Source organism: Paenibacillus planticolens (genome assembly GCF_013141725.1).
Lineage (GTDB): Bacteria > Bacillota > Bacilli > Paenibacillales > NBRC-103111 > Paenibacillus_E > Paenibacillus_E planticolens.
The window spans coordinates 317604-336407 of sequence record NZ_WHNZ01000061.1; the positions used below are offsets into that span (position 1 = coordinate 317604).

An 18804-nucleotide genomic window follows, 5' to 3' on the forward strand; every position below is an offset into this window, starting at 1 on the left:
ATGTTAGTTGCTCACTTTAATTTTATCTCCATCTTTCAATTGGTGCTGTCCGGATGTCACGAGCATTTCGCCTTCTTTAACGCCGGATAACACTTCTTGATTCGTTTCATTTAAACGTCCAAGTTCAACCTTGCGCTTTTGAACCGTTTCCCCGTTCACGATGTAAACAAAGCTGTCTCCGCCTTCGCGAACGATACTAAGACTTGGGATGACTGGTACGTTTTGTTCGTCATCTTTTGTAAGTTCGACTTGGGCCTTGGATCCGGGCTTCAGCTTGCCATCCGGATTCGGAACTTCAAGCTCCAGGTCATAAGCTTTGGATTGCCCGTTGATCACATCGGATAAATACGTTACTTTGGCGTTGGCTTTGTCTGTAACCCCTGGTATGTAGAACGTTAATTCGCCTTTGCCGCGAACGAGACTGGCGGAAGCTTCGGTCAGCTGGGATTTGATTTTGACCGGATTCGTCTGCTGCACTTCACCCACACGGCCGCCCGGAGCTAACGTTTGACCGACTGTTACGTTCAGATCCGTTAGTACACCGGATGCAGGCGCTTTTACATCGAGATTGCTAAGCGTTCTATCGATATTCCGCGCGCTAACTTGTGCAGACTCTAGGCTGGTTTCCACTTGCGCTAGTGAATTCGTCTCTTGCAATGTTTTCAGAGATCTACGAGCGCTCTCCAGATCTTTCTTCATATTCGTAAGTGCTGTTTCGGCCTGCTCTAATTGCGTTTTTGTGGCTGTTCCTAAATCATAATCATTACGAACCCTGTTATAAGCCTTCCCTAGATCGCTAACCGCTGTTTCCAATTTCGAAACCCCGTCTTTGGCATCCGCTATTCCATTTGTTGTTTTTTGCTTAGCTTCAACAAGTCCTGCCTGAGCTCCTTTAATGCTCACAGCATTTAAATCTTTTTGAATCAAAACATCCGTAGGATCTAAGCGGAACAGCACATCGCCCTTCTCTACTTTATCTCCGCGTTTCTTTACAATTTCAATAACTTCCCCGCCCGACTTCGCCACAACATCCAGTTGAACGGATGAAACAACGTCTCCTACTTGTTCAATCGGATTACCAATTTTCTGCTTCGCAATTTTGGCCGTTTTCACAACTTTAACCCCTTGCTCCGCAGAGGCTGCCGGTGTTGCACTGGGGTTTGCTGCCGGTGTGGCAGAACATCCCGCGGCAATCGCCGCGCTAAGCGCGACGACACCGAATAACTTGACACTTTGCTTAATCGTAAACAACTGACGTTTCATATTCGATTTCTCCTTTTCCCCTGTTCAGCTTATTGAATCGCAGATGGTGCTTGCTCCGATTGAATGGAAGACGACTTCCCTTTTCTTTTGAACCAGCGGCCTTCTCTTTTCTTAAATAAAATCTCATACATGATAGGCACGATAACTAGTGTTAATAGAGTTGAAGTCGTAAGACCGCCAATAACGACGACAGCTAATCCTTTGGAAATGATCGTTCCTTTCGATAAGCCAAGTCCTAATGGCAAAAGGGCAATGATCGTTGCGCCTGCTGTCATAATGATAGGTCTTAAACGTGTAATCCCGGCCTCAATAAGGGCATCACGGATGGAATAATTTTGCTCTCTTAGCTGCTGCACACGGTCTACAAGCACAATCGCGTTCGTTACGACGATACCGATCAGCATGAGGAATCCAATCAGTGACGTAACATTGATGGATTCTCCGGTAATAAGAAGTCCTAGAAGCCCCCCAATCGCCGCAAGCGGCAGAGAGAACAGAATGGCTAACGGTGCTCTTGCGTTTCCGAACGCAATAACCATCACAATGTAAACAATGAAAATGGAGGCAAAGATGGCAATGAACATTTGCATAAAGCTTCTGTTGATATCATCGGAAACCCCTTTGACTTCACGGGAGACGCCCGATGGCAGCTCCAGCTTCGCCAATTCAGCGGTTATTTTTTGGCTCACGCCGCCTTTATCTGTGCTTTCGATTTTGGCTCTGACACTTACGATTTGCTCTTCATCTTCGCGGCTAATGCTGTTTGGTGCGTCAATTTGCGTTATACGTGCAACTTCATTCAACTGAATGGTTTGACCCGTTGGCGTTTTGATCAAGAAAGTGCCTAATTTATCAACCGAGTTCTTATAGACGGGATTCAGCATAACTTTGGTCGCATACGTGACATTGTTAAACTTCAAATCTCCGAGCTTCTCTTCCGCAATCCAGGAGTTAACCGATTGTAAAATTTGCGCGGAGGAAAGATTGTATAAACGCGCCTTGTTCTGATCGACCGTAATCTCAACCTCGGTTTTGGAATCGCTCAAGCTGTCTTTGATATCGTTAAGCTCAGGGAATTCTTTCAGTTTATCTTTTACCATCTGAGCGGCTTGCTGGAGATATAACTGGTCATCACCCTTTAGCGCATAGGAAAAATCTGCACCTGTAGATGTTGGCGGCCCTCCGGTAAATAACTGGATATTGACATCCGATCCGGGCGGCATCAATTTCAGCATATCTTCCTTGTACGTTTTGACGGCTTCCGTCGCATCTGTATCAGGGGTTAGTTCGAAGAACATCATCGCTCGATAGGCATACCGGTCGCTGGTTTGGTTATAACCGACTAGCGATTCGATATACTTAAATGCAGGATTGCCCAATTTATCTTTATGCTGTTTCAACTCTTTTTCGAGCTCTTTTGATTTCTCACTCATCATCTCAAGGGATGTTTCGCGCGGCATCTTAATATCAATTGCGCCTTGTTTGACAGCTTCGCTGTTCGGCATGAAGGCCACGGCTAGATTCGGTACAGTTATTACAATAGAAAGAATAAGAGCTACTAATGCAATCAACAGCGTTTTGATGCGGTTATTTAGAGACCAAATGATCGCCTTTTTATACTTTTCACCCATAGGTCCAACATGATGTTCGTCGTGATGGGTAAGTTTTTTGGATTTAAGCACCATCAGCTTCGCCAACATCGGAATGACGGTCAAAGCAACAATCAAGGAAGACAACAAGGCTACAACGAGTGTAATTGCAAAAGGACGGAATACTTCGCCGACTACCCCGCTCACGAACCCGATCGGTCCGAATACACCTACCGTTGTAATCGTAGAGGACGTAATCGCACTGGATACTTGTTTCGTTGCTAACCGGATAACCGATTCATTGCGTTGCTGAGCGACTTGCAGTTGACTGTAAATATTTTCGATAACGACGATACTGTCGTCCACGACCCTACCGACGGCGATCGCCATACCCCCGAGCGTCATAATATTCAGGGAAATGCCCAGCGGTCCCATAACCAATAGCGTGACGAGAATGGAAAGCGGGATGGAAACGAGTACGATTAGCGTCATACGTATATTACGGAGGAACAGCAGGATCATAACGGAGGCAAGAATTGCGCCTAAACCGCCTTCCTGCACCATACCGTGGATAGAATCTTTAATATCGTTGGCAGAATTATAAATTTTGTGGAATTTCACACCAGGCAGCGTCTGCGCCCAGTCTGACATTAATTTATCTGCACTGTCTGCAAATTCAACGGCATTCGCCGCTTTTGTTTTGTACAATAACACACCGATAGCCGGTTTATCATCTAATCTGGCAATAAACTTGGACTCGCTGATGGCTTCAACCTTGGCAATTTGCTTAAGGAGCAGCGTATCGCCGGTTTTTGAGTTAACTTTTAAATTGTCTAAATTGTAAATGGTATCCATTTCGCCCTTCACGCGAACCATCTGCTGATTTCCGTTGAAATCCACAGTACCCGCGGGGCTTGAAACCAATGCCGCTTTAATCATTCCTGAAACATCTGCAGGCGTTAATCCATATTGGTTAATCGCAGGAGCATCCAACTTAATCGTAAGCACTGCATCCTGATTGCCGACAGAATCTACGTGGTCAATTCCTTTTAGTCCATTGAAGCCGGGAAGAATTGTATTTTTGTATGCATTATCGAGCTCTGCCTGGTTCATTCCCTCATCGCCGTAAACCGCTAAGTAGTAAACCGGTTCGGAAGCGAAGCCTGCCGTTAGTACTTTAGGCTTTTCGGAGCCTTGCGGAAGCTTCACATTGGAGATGAGACTCTCAACGTCTTTTTTCACATCTTCAGGCTTCTTGTCTTGCTCTAGCTCCAAAATAATTTGTGAGTAATTGTCCTGCGAGCTTGAACTTAATGTTTTTAGCCCGTCTAATCCGGCAACCGCCTTTTCCAGCGGCTTCGTAATTTCGTCTAACACATCCTTCGGAGGGGCTACGTATGTAGTACTTACGATGACGACCGGAAACGTAATATCCGGGAAACTTTCTACTTTGAGCGTCGTTGTGGAATATGAGCCACCTACGACTAACAGCAGCATGAGGATGAAAATTGCTGCTACATTTTTCATTGAAAACTCGGTTAACTTGATCATTCTCACTTCTCCCCTATCACCAGCTTTAATACTCTGACACACTCACTCAACCATCATACTTGGAATTTCTTAACAAAACATAAATTTTTTTCGAAAACTTTGTGTATTTTCGCGGCCTGGATTTATTATATATCGGCAAATGGATAAAAACAGGTGAGTGAAGTCATATTCCAGTCATAATTTGGGTCATATGGACGGCAATACGGTTATGACTTCTTATGACTGGACACAAAAAAAGGGCTGCTCATAGATCTTTGAAGACCGTTTGAGACAACCCTTTGGTGTATGTTTTAATCCGTCGTAATAAACCATTCCGCTTTCTGTGATGCAAGCAGTTTTCTCTGCCCTTGGAACTCATCATATACACTCAGTGTGTATTTCTCTAAAAATTTTGTGTTATAAATGAGGCCCGGATCCGGGAGCGTGATTTTGAAGTTCTCTCTCTTCCCAAGCCGGATTTTCGTATCTTCATCGGCTGTGGAATCCCCGTTGAAAACGTCAAAGTCTTTGAAATCGAACTTTTTCTCAAAACGTTTGATACCGCCGCCATCCTCAAATACAAGCAGTAAATTATGCCCTTCGGTATTAATCTCAGTCAACTTCTCTTTCGTTAACTCATAATTGAATTTAAGCGTAAAGACGTTATCTTCAATTTTCGTCCCGATTTTATCAATGGATATGTTATAAGGGAATAAGTCCACATTTTTAAGCGTAGTCGCCACTTTCTTGCTCTCCGTTGGCAGCCAGTACGCAACCGGGTTTACATAAGCGTCAGCGACAGGTTTGTCTCCTTCCGACAGTTTGCCATCCGTAACGGCTTCCCCAAGAAGCAAATTCATGTTCTCGGTCGAGAATCCTTTCGGCACAGGCGCCCATACATGAAGCAGCGCTTTTCCCGATGGGGAGATTTTATTCTTCACCTCCGCAACGGAAGCCGGGAATACCGTTCCGTCTGACGAACGGAAATTCGCAACAAGCTTGGCCGTGTTCGTAAATCTTTTCTCCAGGTTCGTCACTTCGACCATAGCGGAATACATAATGCTTGTCTTGTCCTCGTAGGTGGATACATTCCGAATCGCATATTTCGCTTTGCGTCCAACATCGCTGGTCGAGTAGGACTCGCCAAGACCAACAAAAGGAACCGATTGAAGCTCCGCTTGCGTCGAAAACTCCAGAACGTCTGTCGTTGCAGCACTGCTATTGTCCGTTCCTGCAGCCGGCGCGTCTCCCTCTTTTTCTTGCAGCACCAGCTTCACTCGAGAGAATTCATACGTATACGGCAATTTCCCCGCCAACTGGAGATTAACGTTCGTGCCCGCTCCAAGCCCAATCACTTTAGCTGTTTGGATCAGTTTGGCCTCGATTTTGACCGCATCGTCCAACAGGAAATATCCGGCTAATTTCGGGATTGGCAGCGACTCATCCCCTTTGTTGCTTAAGACTAAATCCGCCGTCAATAAATCTTGATCCTCCCAAGGCAACCGATGAAGGCCGCCAAGCTGAACGGTGTAAACACCCGACTTATTGGTGAAAGAATACTCTTTGCCAATCGATCCGCCTTCTTGGGACGATACGGAAGGCAGTTGGAAATTCGCTACGGCGACATTAAGCTTCAAATCTGCGATCGTCTCCGCAATGGACAGCTGCCATGCATCCGCGGCTACCGCTACGGGAATAGAACCGGAAAGTTGAATTTCCTTGCTTTCCTTTGGATTAATCTTTAAATCCTTGAGCCCTTTAGCTTCCAACGGATACAGCAGCCCGTCCGGCGTCCGTATCGAGAATAAGTACGAGGGAATAGTGACGCTATGATTGCCTGCATTCTCTAAAGTCAGATACACCGTAGGAACATGATATTTCTCATTTTTGTTGCTGACATACTTTTTAATTGAAGCATGCACGTCGACTCCGCCGACAGAGATGACCCCTGCGCGATCAGCTGAAGTGACATCCGTGTAATCATTCGGTACAGCGACTTCCCCAAGCACCTGCTCGAAATTGGCTTGGCTAAAGTCCCATTTAATAAACTGGACAACGAGGTCCTGCAGGTTTGTACTTGGATTCACCGTTGCATAGAACGTTAAATCGGTTGTTGAACCGGGAGCTACCCGGTTCTTATCCTTATCGGCAGGCAGCAAGCGCGCTGAGAATTGATTGCCTGATTTGCTTTTCAGCCTTGCCCAGTAATCGATAAATTGCAGCTCGCTGCTCCCTTCGTTGTGGATCGTGATCGTGAATGTTGCGATCTTCCCGCTCTGATCGGGTAGAACGTGAATTTGCTTCAATTCAAAATAACTGCTTTTTGTAATCGGCACCTTACCTATCGCCATCGTAACGGCAGGCGGACTGCCGTCTGCCCAAACGGGCGTTATGGCGCCAAATGCCATCGTGGCAGACAAGGCAATGGTGGCCACGTATTTGTAGCTGAATTTGATATTCATGGTGTGGATGGCCTCCTTCATCGTTTAACTAGCTTCGTATGGAACGACCTGCTTAACCGGCAGGAACTGCTTGAATCATTGGACTCCCCGGTTCACCCGGATTTTCTTTCATTTGCTTCAGCATCGCGTCGCCCTGGGTTTGCCATATTTTGAGCGCCTCGCGTGCAGTCGTTTTCCCTTGCAGAACAAGGTTAAACTGTTGGCGTCCAATTTCTTGTACTTGATAAATATTCGGCTTGTCGCGGTAAATTTTGAAGCTGTTATCCATCGGCGCAGGAGTCACATTGTAAAATGCTTCCATATGGAAGTCCATGCCATCTTTAGGTTTCAAATATTTGGAACGTGCCACCAAGTTATAAGAGCTATGTGATTTCAGCTTAGCCCAGTCATCGCCGTTCACGAATTTAATGAATTTCCAAGCATCTTCCGGATTTTGAGCCTTCGCGTTAATCCCCATGATGCCATTCATATAAATGGAGCCGCCAACGCCTTTAGCCTCAGGATGGGAAGGAATCGTAACTACATCCCAGTCAAGTGGCGTGTACCCTTTATAGCTGGCAGCATTTTTATTTGCACTGGCAATCTGCTGAATTTGACCATAATTAATAATTCCCATCGCTAACCGGCTCGACATGAAATCGTCATAGGCAAAAGGATTCTCTTGATCGAATTGGCGATTCATCCCCTTTTGAGGATCCATCAGCTCAGGAAACACGTTATCTTTTTGCAGCTGCGCCATTTTCGTCCAAACTTTCTCCCACTGGTCCGTGTCCACCGTCATCTTTTCTCCGGCGTCATCAAACATTTTTAACTGGAGAGGAGCTGTGTACATTTGCATGCCATAGAACAAATCGCCTTGTGCTTGCGTGGAGAATGAGAAGCCGTTAATGCGGCTATCCCCTTCACCTTTGGTAAGGCGTTTGGAAAGATCAAAAACTTCATCCCACGTCATGCCGTCTTTCGGAAAATCAACGCCGGCATCCTGGAACATTTTCTTATTATAAATAAGTGCGGAAGAGGAGAACGTTGGAGCAAGGGCATACAGTTTGCCGCTGCCCGCATTCTTGATGCCATCGATCACGGCAGGTACGATACCTGTCGTATCAAATTTATCTTTCGTAATCAGCGGATCCAGTTGCGACAACATGTTGCTTTCGATGATATCCGGCAGTTGCTCGAAGCCGACCATTACGACATCCGGAGGATTATCGCCTTGCATGACCTCTTTCAGCTTTTCCATCGGGTCCGGCATCTTTTCGCCCGGTTTCATACCGCCATACCGGTATCGGTCGTCCATAGTCGGAATCATTTCAATCTTGATATTCGGATTGGCGAACTCAAACACTTCCGTAAATTGCTGTCTGAAATACTCGTCATCGCCGAAGCCCATCGATGTTGCGATTTTCAGCACTCTTTCCTGTTTGTCATCGGATTTCTCGCCTTTCGTACAAGCAGCGGCCAGTGGTACGACCATCGCCAAAGTCAAAGATGTGGCGAGCATTTTGCGCGTTAATAATTTCATTTGGATTTACCCCCGTCAGCAATTGAATGCAATTTAGTTTCCTCTACAGCAGGAATGGCTTTTGGTGCTTTAATCATGATTTTTTCGCCGTCGAACTCCATCGTCGCTTTGCCCTCGATTTGCAGGGCGGTCAAATAAGCCTTCGGCACTTGCAAGCGTCCTGCCCGATCCAATACAACAAACTCTTCATGATCCTCGTTCGCGAGTCCTCCGGCGTTGCGGCCTTCGCCATCAAGCGACGGACTCCGGGCGATAAACTCCGAGCTGGTCATCCCATCCCGGATGGCAACGACCCGGCCAACTTTGCCGGCAATGGATAAATCATGCGTGACAATGACAATCGTCACACCTAATTCTTTATTCAATCGTTGGAAAATAGATAGGATCATATCCGCTGTTTTCGAATCTACGGACCCTGTCGGTTCATCGGCGAGCAGCAGCCTTGGCCGATTAGCCAGCGAAATGGCAATGGCCACGCGCTGCTGCTCCCCTCCCGACAGTTCCTGAAGCTTGTTATTCAACCGGTGGCCGAGTCCCACCCATTCCAGCAATTGCTTGGCATAGGCAGGATCATAGTTCCCGCTGAGCATCATCGGCATTTCCACATTTTCGAGCGCGGTCAAGTAAGACACGAGATTGCGCGCATTATTTTGCCAGATGAAGCCGACGGTATGCCGCTTGTATTCGACCAACTGTTTATCGGTGATTTTCAATAAATCCCAATCTCCGACCTTCACTTGGCCTGCGGAAGGACGATCCAATCCGCCCAAGATGTTTAGCAAGGTAGACTTGCCGCTTCCGCTGTTCCCGATAATCGCCATAAGTTCGCCGGCGTCAACCTGAATGTTCAATCCTTGCAAAGCGACAACTTCGATTTCGTCTGATTTGTAAATTTTGACCAAGCCCTCGCAGGTAATCATTCTATTTCTCCTCTCCGAGCTTCACGGCCTGATGAACCCGCAGCCTTCTAATGTGCAAGAACAGCAGTAAAGCTCCTGTTGCCATCATGAAAGCTACAACGAAATAGAGCTGGTACGTATCTTTGGAATCGAACACGACCCGAAAAGGCGGTACCTGAGTCTTCACATTCTGAGACGTTTGCAGGAAAGGCAGGAAGAAATAGCTCGTCAACTTACCGATGGCAATACCCAAAGCGATGGATAAACCAGCTGTAAAACCTTGCTCGAGCAGCAGCATGCCCGTCAATTGCTTGCGGGAAAGGCCCATGGCGCGGAGCACCCCAAACTGCACGACACGGCTCGATAAATTAAAGAACCAGTACAGCATATAGCCGATTAAAGACACTAGGACAGATACGAGAAAGCCCAGGCTTAGAATGCCGAACACGCCGCCCCTCGCCGGAAGCTTATTCTGGACAATGAGCTCATTGCGAACATCCTTAACGGAAGCCAGCTCGATCCCTTTCGCTTGCAAAGCGGTTACGATCGGCGCCACTTTCGCGTCCGGTTTCATTTTCAACCACACCTCATAAGGAACCATAGGCGCTTGATCGTACACATAGTCCAGATTCGTAATGAAAAATGGCGTCTGATCCGGATACTGACTCGGCCAGTAAGGAAGAATGCCGACAATAACGAATTCCACAGGCTGCTGGCCTAACGTAATGGATAGCAGATCTCCGGCTTTCAGTGAATACTTGCTTGCATAATTAGAAGGAATAATAACGGCTTGCTCATAGCTGCCAAGCAAATTCAAATATTGATGCGGCGGAGCCGGAAATAAATCAGGCCGGAACCATCCGACTTTGGCAAAATCAACATTATCAATGCCCATGACCAACCCTTGGCCGGTCGATTTCCCTGACACGACGACATTTCCTTTGGTTTGCAAAACTCTTGCCGCAGCTTGAACGCCCTCCAGTTCGCGGAACACCTGAAACGGCGGCTCGACGTAGCGGATTTTCGAAGGAATTCCTTCTCCGGGATTCGCGCCCCCCTGGCCTCCTTGACCACCGTTGCCCCCGGAACCGCCATTGCCGGAATTTCCGCCATTGTTGCCGCCACTACCGCCTGAGCCTCCTCCTTGATTGCCGCCATTGTTGCCTCCGGCATTCGGATCCTTAGGCTGCTCATCGGAGAAGCCTTCCCACACGGTTTGCAGCACAACATCCGTTCCATATTGGTACAAGGTTCTTTCCGTCGAATTCAGATCAATCGTGCGTGCAGCCGAGGAGTTGTATACGCCGAGCCCCAGCGTTAGGATCAGTAGCAGCATTAGCGGATAGTACGCTTTCGCTGAACGGGATAGCTGCACAAGCGTTAAATAGAGCGGCACGGGAAGAAATCTCCGCCCGAGCCAGCCAAAGAAACGCAGCAGCCACGGGAAAATCCGCAGAAAGAACAGCCCCAAAGCAAAAATTGAAAGTGCAGGCACAAAGAACAACAGCGGATGCACCTGAAGCTGATCGGTTGTCAAACCCGTTTGTACGGATAACACTTGACGCTGATCAAATAAATAAAAGCCATAGCCCACAACGCCAAGCAGCACTATGTCCAGAAACCATCGCTGCCAAAGTGGCGATCGATCGGATCGTGCAAGGAGCTGCTTGTAGTTCACGATGGAAGCTTTTGCGAACAGAATCGCAGGAACCACACTCGCAAGAATCGCGATGAGCACAGCAAGCCCGCCATAGAGCATTGCTTCTTTCGTAAAGCTGACAGGAATCGATTTCCGGTCGACAAATGTTAGAAAACCGCTGGAAGAGCCGATACTCTTGGCCATGAACCAGCCCATAAACGGTCCGACCACCAGCGCAACGATCCCTAGCGACAATCCCTCCAGAAAATAAATCCCAATGATTTGTTTCGTGCTGCCGCCCCTGCTTCTCAGAGTGGCAATAACCCCACGCTGCCGGTCAAGCGATTGCCTGGCATTCATGACAATGTAATAGAAAACCATAGCAATCATTGGAGCTGCCAACGTGAATAACAGGATCTGCATCTGCAAGCTTTGCGCCTTAAATTCGGACAGCATCGGCTTGAAGGAAACATCGACCTTCGTATTTTTGAGCTTCTGGAACAGATTAATATCCAGTCTCTCCAGACGGTGGTCCAGCGGCGACAATTGGCTCGTTTGAATGTCGCGCAGATCGAACGCATAATACCAATTCGCCAATTGCAGCGGAATCTTCTTCTCCGTTAATAACGTCTTCATAAACACATCGTCACTTACGATAAGTGCGTTAACTAACCCTTCCAAGCCTTGGAACCAGTAGGCATCGGTGTCATTTTTCGGCTTAAAGGAACCTACAATTTTCACTTTCAGCAGTTGACTTCCGCTTGCGCCGGAGACGGAATAGTTAAACACGTCGCCGATATGCAAATCGTTTCGGTACAAAGCTTCATCCAGTACAACGGCTTCCAGAATGCCGTTTTGCACTTGATTCGAAGCCATCTGTCCGTTAGACCAATCAACGTGTTCATTCAGCCCGCTCCATGAAGTAAGCGCCATTTGCCGTCGTTTGCTGGGATCCACTTTCGAAGCGTCGACGGGAGAGATTTGAGCTCCCTTGATCGTATAGCTTTTGGCAAACGTTTGGACCGGAAATCCGATCTCCTTGGGAATATCCTCCCCTATGTACACATTGACGTCTTTCAGCTCGTCTAACCCTGCACGTTCCGTCCCAACCGCTTGATAGCGCATAAGCAGAGAGCCGGCAGGGAGTCCGCTGCTCTTCTCTTCAAGCGATTTGGCCACGACGCGCTTCAGCGATCCGTCCGCATACATCGGTATGCTCGTCGTGAAGGCAACTGCCATAATCAATCCAAGCAACGTGCTGAGGGTCAGCCAGCGGGTATTCCACATTTTCCGAAATAAAAACCGCAGCATCGGGATTGACATTAGCGACCCACTACTTTCTGTCCGGCGGTAAGACCTTTCACAATCTCCACATCCGTTGACGTCTGTTGACCGATTTCCACATCGACTTCCTTCTTATTCCCCTGGCTATCAACCACTTGCACATAGTTTCGTCCGGAGTAGGATCGAAGGGCCGCCAGAGGAATCGTTGTGGCATTCTCTTTTCTTTGCGTAACAATCGTCACACTGAGCGGAGTTCCCCGGTTAAGCCCTTTTGGAAACTCATCCAATTGAACGACTAAATATTGGTCGATCGACTCCTGCTTGGCGTCTTGTCCGCCCCACGGGTAGCCGCCATTATTATTATTGCCTGCTGCTTGCGGATTCGGCAGCTGCTTCACTTTCCCTTTGTGCTGACCGGCTGAATTAATATCCACTTGGACTTCCATCCCGACAGCAACTTTCTTCGCATCGTCTGCGCTGATGCTTGCCGCTACCGTTAATTCGTTCAAATCCGCCAGCGTAGCAACGGACTCATCCGACTTCACCGTATCGCCTTTCTTCGCTGTAACCGTAACGATCGTCCCGCTGAACGGCGCGAGAAGCTTCGCTTTACTCACCTGCGTTTCCAGCTTGGTCAGCTCTTCCCGCTTCAGTTCAAAATCAATCTTCGCCTGCTCAATCTGCTCGGGCGTCATTTCATCCGCCTTCCGCAGCGTTTCGATCATCGTCAGCTCATCTTTGCGGGTTTGAAGCTTCTTCCGCTTCAAATCGCTTTCCATATCCGAGAGATCCAGCTCAGCAACAGGCTGCCCCTTCTCAACGGTATCTCCGTTCTTCACAAGAATGGCGCTGATCCGTTTGGAAGTCATATCTTCGGAAAAGAACAGCTTCTCTTCCTGCAGCGCCATCAATCGGCCGCTCCCTCTAACTTTCGACTCGAGCGTTTCCGTTTTCACCGTATATTCGGGCTTCTTGGAAAGCTTAGGCGGATTAATGCTGGGAAGCGCTTCTTCCTCCTGCTCCTTTGGCAGCAGCGAGCAGCCGGAAGACAATAAAAGTGTAGTACTTACAAGTAGTGCAGTTACGGGCTTCCTCCAGCTAGGAGACGAATTTCCCGTCCACCATTTCGTAAACATGATCGGCAACCTCCAAAATAGTAGGGTCATGGGTCGTCATACAAATCGTTACTTGTTCCGTTGCAATCATATTTCGAAAAACGGACATGATCTGTGCACCCATTTGGGAATCCAGTTCTGCCGTCGGCTCATCGGCCAAAATGAGGGACGGCTTGTGTGCAATCGCCTTGGCGATCGCAACACGCTGCTGCTCACCTCCGGACAACTCAAACGGACGATGGTGCATGCGTTTGCCAAGCCCGACGAGTTCGAGACAATAAGCAACTCTTTCTTTCCACTGCGATCGCGGAACACCCGCCATACGCAGCGCCAACTCTACATTTTCCCAAGCAGACAACAACGGCATTAAGGCAAATGATTGAAAAATAAAGCCGATTTCTTTGCGCCTGACCAGCGTTCGCTCATTATCGCTGCCGAGATGAAAGGCATGGTTCAGGAACATGATTTCTCCCTCATCCGGTTGATCAAGTCCCCCAATCAAATTCAGGAGCGTCGTTTTCCCCGAACCTGATCGGCCTTTGAGCATGACAAGCTGAAGCGGCTTAAGTTCCATCTCAATTCCCTTCAGTACATCCAACCGCTCACCGCCGACTTGAAAGGATCGCTGCACCCCCGTTACCGTCAACAGCGGTGAATCGAGGTGCGCCCGCGAAGGCACGTGAATCTCGTAGGGTATCACCTCTTCCGGAGCTAGAGCTTCCGATGTATTTTTTTTGCGAAACCAATTAGCCATGTGGCACTTCTTCCTTTCCTTACCAAATCAGCTGTATGATAAATTAGACGGTACATGTTTTCAAAAAGTTACACGAAACTGAAAATTTCCTGAAAGCTTTTTGCGAGGTCATGTATGAATCTATCAAAATATACTATTAATTTGAAAATATTGCCATGCATCTTTATCCCTAATTTTTACAAATTATTAAATTAAGTATTAAATTTCATTATTTTCAGTATAAAATAGCCCCATTGATTCTTTCTAAACGGATTATTAACAAAGTATTAACCTTAAATTGCAGGATTTCCCCCCGATTTGGGGAAGTTAAAAGGAGCAACTTTATTAGAATTGCTTACAAAGAAGGAGAATACCGACATGATTGAAGCGATCAAAACCTATTTGGATGAGCAAAGGGATCAACACATAGAGGAATTGATGCAGTTTCTGCGCATTCCAAGTATTAGTGCTGTTGCCGAACACCAACCCGATATGAAGCGCTGTGCGGAATGGACGGCTGAAGCCCTTAAACAAGCTGGACTTGAAAACATTGAAATTATGCCGACGGGCGGTCACCCTGTCGTTTATGCCGACTGGCTGCATGCGGAAGGCAAGCCGACGGTGCTTATCTACGGACACTACGACGTTCAACCGGCTGAACCGCTTGAGCTGTGGGAAACGCCTCCTTTTGAACCCATCATTCGCGATGGTAAGCTATTTGCCCGGGGCAGCACAGATGATAAGGGACAACTTCTGCTTTATGTCAAAACGGTTGAAGCTTTCTTACGCACGCAGGGCAGTCTGCCGGTGAATGTGAAATTCTGCATTGAAGGCGAAGAAGAAATTGCGAGTAAGAACCTGCCACCATTTGTAGAGAAGTACAAAGATAAATTGCAAGCCGACGCCATCACCCTTTCGGATACTCAAATGCATGGACCTGGCAAACCGGCGCTCATGTATGGCCTGCGCGGTCTGGCCGGCTTTGAAATTACGATCGATGGGGCGAACAGCGACCTGCACTCGGGGTTGTTCGGCGGGGCTGTCCAAAATCCGATTCACGCTTTGTCAAAGCTGCTGAGCTCGTTCCATGATGCCGAAGGACGTGTAGCCGTCGCAGGTTTTTATGATCGGGTCATTGAACTGTCGGACAAGGAACGCGAAGCTTTTACGCAAGTGGAACCCGATGAAAACAAGGTGCGGGCGGATTTGCAAGTCGATACGTTATACGGGGAAAAAGGATTCTCGTTCTACGAACAAACAACATCGAGACCGACATTGGAAATCACTTCCGTAAGCGGCGGCTTTCAAGGTGAAGGCATTAAACCGATCATCCCGAACCGGGCTTCGGCCAAAATTGCCTGCCGCCTCGTTGCGGCGCAGGTACCGGAAGAAATCATGGATGCTGTTGAAGCGCATATTCATGGGCAAAATCTGCCAGGCGTCAAAATTACCCTGGACCGTCAGCTGCGCGGCAATCCGTTTATTACCCCAATCGATGAGCCTGTGATGGTTGCTGCCGCGGAAGCTTACGAGGATGCCTATGGCGTATGGCCGGTCTATACCCGAAGCGGAGGGTCGATACCGATCGTCGAAGTGTTAGGACGCGTGCTTGATGCCCCCGTTGTTCTGCTCGGATTTGGCTTGCCTGGTGAAAACCTGCACGCGCCCAACGAGCATTTCCACTTGGTCAATTGGGATAAAGGAACAGAAACGATCAGCCGCTTCTGGTTGAAACTTGCCGCACAGAATAACTAAGCATGGAGGATTGAGCTTGCCCTATGAGCATGACAAATTTATCCCTCCGCGACGCCAACTTGGAAGACCTCGCGGAAATTGTACGCATCTATAACTCAACTATCGCAGGGCGCATGGTTACCGCCGATACGGAGCCAGTTACGCCAACGAGTCGCGAAGGCTGGTTTCATGAACACTCCGCCGATTTCCGGCCGCTATGGGTACTCGAAAACGGCAGCGGAATATGCGGTTGGCTTAGTTTTCAATCCTTTTATGGCCGGCCGGCCTATAACGCTACGGCGGAAATCAGCATTTATATCGACGAATCATGCCGCGGCCAAGGGATCGGCCGACACCTTATGGAGCAGGCCTTAGCCGCTTGTCCAAAGCTAGGTCTTAAGACTTTGCTCGGCTTTATTTTCGGCCACAATGAACCTAGTTTGCAGCTTTTCCGTAAATTCGGCTTCGAGAATTGGGCCAATCTGCCGGGGATAGCCGAACTGGACGGCATCGAACGAGACCTTATTATTCTTGGAAAACGGGTAGGTTAAAGAACAATAACAAATAGCGCTTCTCCCACTTGCTAACGACCATGCATCGCAGCCAAGAAGGGAAAAGCGCTATTTCATTTGCAAGCTTTGCAGCCCCGTCTAATTTTCGTCCACAACCGCCTCAACCTCGATCTCAATCATCAACGCAGGATCAATCAAAGCTTTCACTTCGACCATCGTCGCCACTGGCTGCACATCACGGAAATATTCCCCGTGTGCCCTGCCGAACTCTTCCCACAGCGAAATGTCCGTTACATACATACGGGTACGTATCACATCCGACATCCGGGCACCGAGCTCCAAAAGTGCTTGCTCAATCGTGTGAAGCACAAATCGCGCTTGCCCATAGGCGTCGCCGGCGCCAACCACCTCGCCATCCTTCATCGCCGTTGTTCCCGCTACCTCGATGCGGTTCCCTACCCGAATCGCCCGGCAATAGCCAACAGTCGGCTCCCAAGGTGAGCCTGTAAATACTCTCGTTCGGCTCATGACTCAGTTAACTCCCCTTTTTTTATACATAAGATGCTAGTTTCGCGCGCAAGCCTTCCGTCACTGGCAGCAGAGGCAGCCGTAGGGTACCAGATTCAATGATCCCTTGCTGCTCCAGCAGCCATTTGATGGGAGCCGGGTTCGGCTCTTGGAAAAGAAGACGAATCAGCGGAAGCAATTCTTCAAAAAGCTCCCTGCTTTTCTCGTACTGTCCAGCCAGAAAGTGACGGTAAAACGCAACAAACCGCTCTGTCTCCACATTCGCCGACGCGCTCATGACACCTTTAGCGCCTGATTGAAGAGCCTCCAAAAGCAGTGAATCTTCACCGCATAATACCGGCTTCGAGCCCAATCGGCTAAGCTCAGTAACCAACTGCGTGTTTGGCGTGCTGTCTTTCATCCCAATCACACCCTCAAGCTCGAGGATCGTCCTTACGGTATCTAGCTCCAGCTTCACTCCTGTGCGGTGCGGGACCTCATATAAAATCACCGGCAGACCAACGCTTGCTATCCGGCGAAAATGCTCGATAATACCTTGCTGGCTTGGCTTATTATAATACGGCACCACGACCAAAGCTGCATCAGCGCCCAGTTTCCCCGCTTGTTCCGTTCTGCGCACCGTCGACAGCGTGTCATTCGTACCCGTACCTACGACAAGCGGGACACTTACATTCGAAGCCTCTCTGGCAGCCTGTGCCGCAGCAAACAAAACACCAAGCTCTTCACTCAAAATCGTCGGCGATTCTCCCGTCGTCCCGTTCACGACCAGTCCATCCACCTCATCTTGAAACAAGTTATAGGCTTGATTATAGAAAGACGCTGCATCCACCTCGCCTCCTTCATCGAAAGGTGTAACAATGGGTACATAAACGCCATGCAAATCTCTTTCTTTTAACATTTGTGCCATCTCCCCGTTAATTTTTTGATGTACATACACTTTAGCATGGAACATCACATCACAGTTAGCTATAATAAATGATAATACTCATCAATATTTTTGATAAAAGTGAGGGGGACTTCCATGGACTTAACGTATTTCCGGACCTTTCGGGAGGTTGCCCGCAGAAAGAGCTTTACAAAAGCTGCAGAAGAACTAGGTTATGCACAGTCCAGCATCACCATGCAAATTCAGAAGCTGGAGCGCGAATACGGCGTATCTCTCTTTGAAAGGTATGGCCGGCAGCTGCGGTTAACCCTCCCAGGCGAAAGCCTGCTGAAGCTGGCCGTCCAAATGCTCGATCTCTATGACCAGTCCAAAGAAATCGTAGCAAGCCAAGTCACGGGAACATTGACGATAGGAACGATAAACTCGCTTGCTGCCTATTATTTGCCTCCATTTTTACAAGCACTGAAACAGCTTTATCCTGGTCTCAATATCCAGCTCTTTCCTGACAGCGAAGCTTCCCTCATAACCAAAGTCAGAGAAGGCGACTATGATTTGGGCTTACTGCTGGATCGCTATCCGGCCGACCCTCTCTTGACGTGCACCACTATCAAAGAAGAGCCTCTGGTGCTCGTGGCACCTTTGGCTCATCCGCTCACACACCTGGACCGCATACAGTTATCCGATTTTCAAGAAACGGAATTTATCGTAACGGAAGAAAGCTGCATCTATCGCGGCATGTTTGAAAAATTGCTCAAAGATCACACCATCCCGCTTCAAATCGGCTTCGAGCTCGGAAATTTAGAAGCGATTAAACAATGCGTCATGAATGGGCTCGGTATCGCCTTGCTGCCACGAATCGCCGTTCAGAGTGAGCTCGAACAGAGCAAACTGGTGTCTCTTCCGTTCTCGCACGAAGACTTAACTTTAGATATTCAACTGCTGCTTCATCCCAAAAAATGGATCTCTCAGCCGCTGCAAGCATTTATTGGGCTGTTGACCAAAGGGAGCGAATAAGAAAACCGTCAGGAAAATCCTGACGGTCCTTTACATGCAAAAAGCAACCGTTCCTCTCCTTACGAGTAAACCTACCTTACACAAACTTTTTAAA

General features: G+C 48.2%; 13 protein-coding genes. 3 read left to right on the plus strand and 10 right to left on the minus strand.

Annotated features, from left to right (window positions below; all coding sequences use genetic code 11):
- Positions 1–3 precede the first annotated feature (3 nt).
- The 8 genes from GC097_RS25925 to GC097_RS25960 all read right to left on the minus strand — a co-directional run bounded on the left by GC097_RS25925 (position 4) and on the right by GC097_RS25960 (position 14057).
- Entirely contained in the window at positions 4–1263 is a 1260-nt protein-coding gene (locus GC097_RS25925) for an efflux RND transporter periplasmic adaptor subunit (RefSeq protein WP_171686163.1), read from the minus strand.
- A gap of 29 nt (positions 1264–1292) precedes the next feature.
- Positions 1293–4403 (minus strand): efflux RND transporter permease subunit, encoded by a 3111-nt coding sequence (locus GC097_RS25930; protein WP_171686164.1) that lies wholly within the window; start codon positions 4401–4403, stop codon positions 1293–1295.
- 290 nt (positions 4404–4693) lie between these two features.
- Positions 4694–6844 (minus strand): COG1470 family protein, encoded by a 2151-nt coding sequence (locus tag GC097_RS25935; protein WP_171686165.1) that lies wholly within the window; start codon positions 6842–6844, stop codon positions 4694–4696.
- Between the two features lie 52 nt (positions 6845–6896).
- The gene (locus tag GC097_RS25940; protein ID WP_171686166.1) at positions 6897–8366 is read right to left on the minus strand and encodes an ABC transporter substrate-binding protein; all 1470 of its coding nucleotides are present in this window, start codon (positions 8364–8366) and stop codon (positions 6897–6899) included.
- A complete protein-coding gene (locus GC097_RS25945; RefSeq protein WP_171686167.1) occupies positions 8363–9286 on the minus strand; it encodes an ABC transporter ATP-binding protein in 924 nt (307 codons plus the stop codon). Before GC097_RS25945 ends, GC097_RS25940 begins: the two co-directional genes overlap by 4 nt.
- A 1-nt stretch (position 9287) precedes the next feature.
- Positions 9288–12227, minus strand: a complete 2940-nt coding sequence (locus tag GC097_RS25950) for an ABC transporter permease (protein ID WP_171686168.1) — start codon at positions 12225–12227, stop codon at positions 9288–9290.
- Positions 12227–13324, minus strand: a complete 1098-nt coding sequence (locus tag GC097_RS25955) for an efflux RND transporter periplasmic adaptor subunit (RefSeq protein WP_171686169.1) — start codon at positions 13322–13324, stop codon at positions 12227–12229. The genes GC097_RS25950 and GC097_RS25955 overlap by 1 nt, the downstream gene beginning before the upstream one ends.
- Entirely contained in the window at positions 13287–14057 is a 771-nt protein-coding gene (locus tag GC097_RS25960; protein ID WP_171686170.1) for an ABC transporter ATP-binding protein, read from the minus strand. The genes GC097_RS25955 and GC097_RS25960 overlap by 38 nt, the downstream gene beginning before the upstream one ends.
- Positions 14058–14414: 357 nt before the next feature.
- Here GC097_RS25960 and GC097_RS25965 point away from each other — a divergent pair, with 357 nt between their 5' ends.
- Both GC097_RS25965 and GC097_RS25970 read left to right on the plus strand, forming a co-directional pair.
- Positions 14415–15791: a dipeptidase gene (locus GC097_RS25965; RefSeq protein ID WP_171686171.1), complete on the plus strand. Its 1377-nt coding sequence runs from the start codon at positions 14415–14417 to the stop codon at positions 15789–15791.
- 23 nt (positions 15792–15814) lie between these two features.
- Positions 15815–16321: a GNAT family N-acetyltransferase gene (locus GC097_RS25970; RefSeq protein WP_376768425.1), complete on the plus strand. Its 507-nt coding sequence runs from the start codon at positions 15815–15817 to the stop codon at positions 16319–16321.
- Between the two features lie 99 nt (positions 16322–16420).
- Here the strand turns inward: GC097_RS25970 and GC097_RS25975 are convergent, their stop codons facing one another.
- Both GC097_RS25975 and dapA read right to left on the minus strand, forming a co-directional pair.
- Positions 16421–16810, minus strand: coding sequence for a RidA family protein (locus tag GC097_RS25975; protein WP_171686172.1), 390 nt, complete (start codon positions 16808–16810; stop codon positions 16421–16423).
- Between the two features lie 22 nt (positions 16811–16832).
- The gene (dapA, locus tag GC097_RS25980) at positions 16833–17708 is read right to left on the minus strand and encodes a 4-hydroxy-tetrahydrodipicolinate synthase (RefSeq protein ID WP_171686173.1); all 876 of its coding nucleotides are present in this window, start codon (positions 17706–17708) and stop codon (positions 16833–16835) included.
- A 123-nt stretch (positions 17709–17831) separates the two neighbouring features.
- Between dapA and GC097_RS25985 the strand changes: the two genes are divergently transcribed.
- Positions 17832–18710: a LysR family transcriptional regulator gene (locus tag GC097_RS25985; protein WP_171686174.1), complete on the plus strand. Its 879-nt coding sequence runs from the start codon at positions 17832–17834 to the stop codon at positions 18708–18710.
- Positions 18711–18804 lie beyond the last annotated feature (94 nt).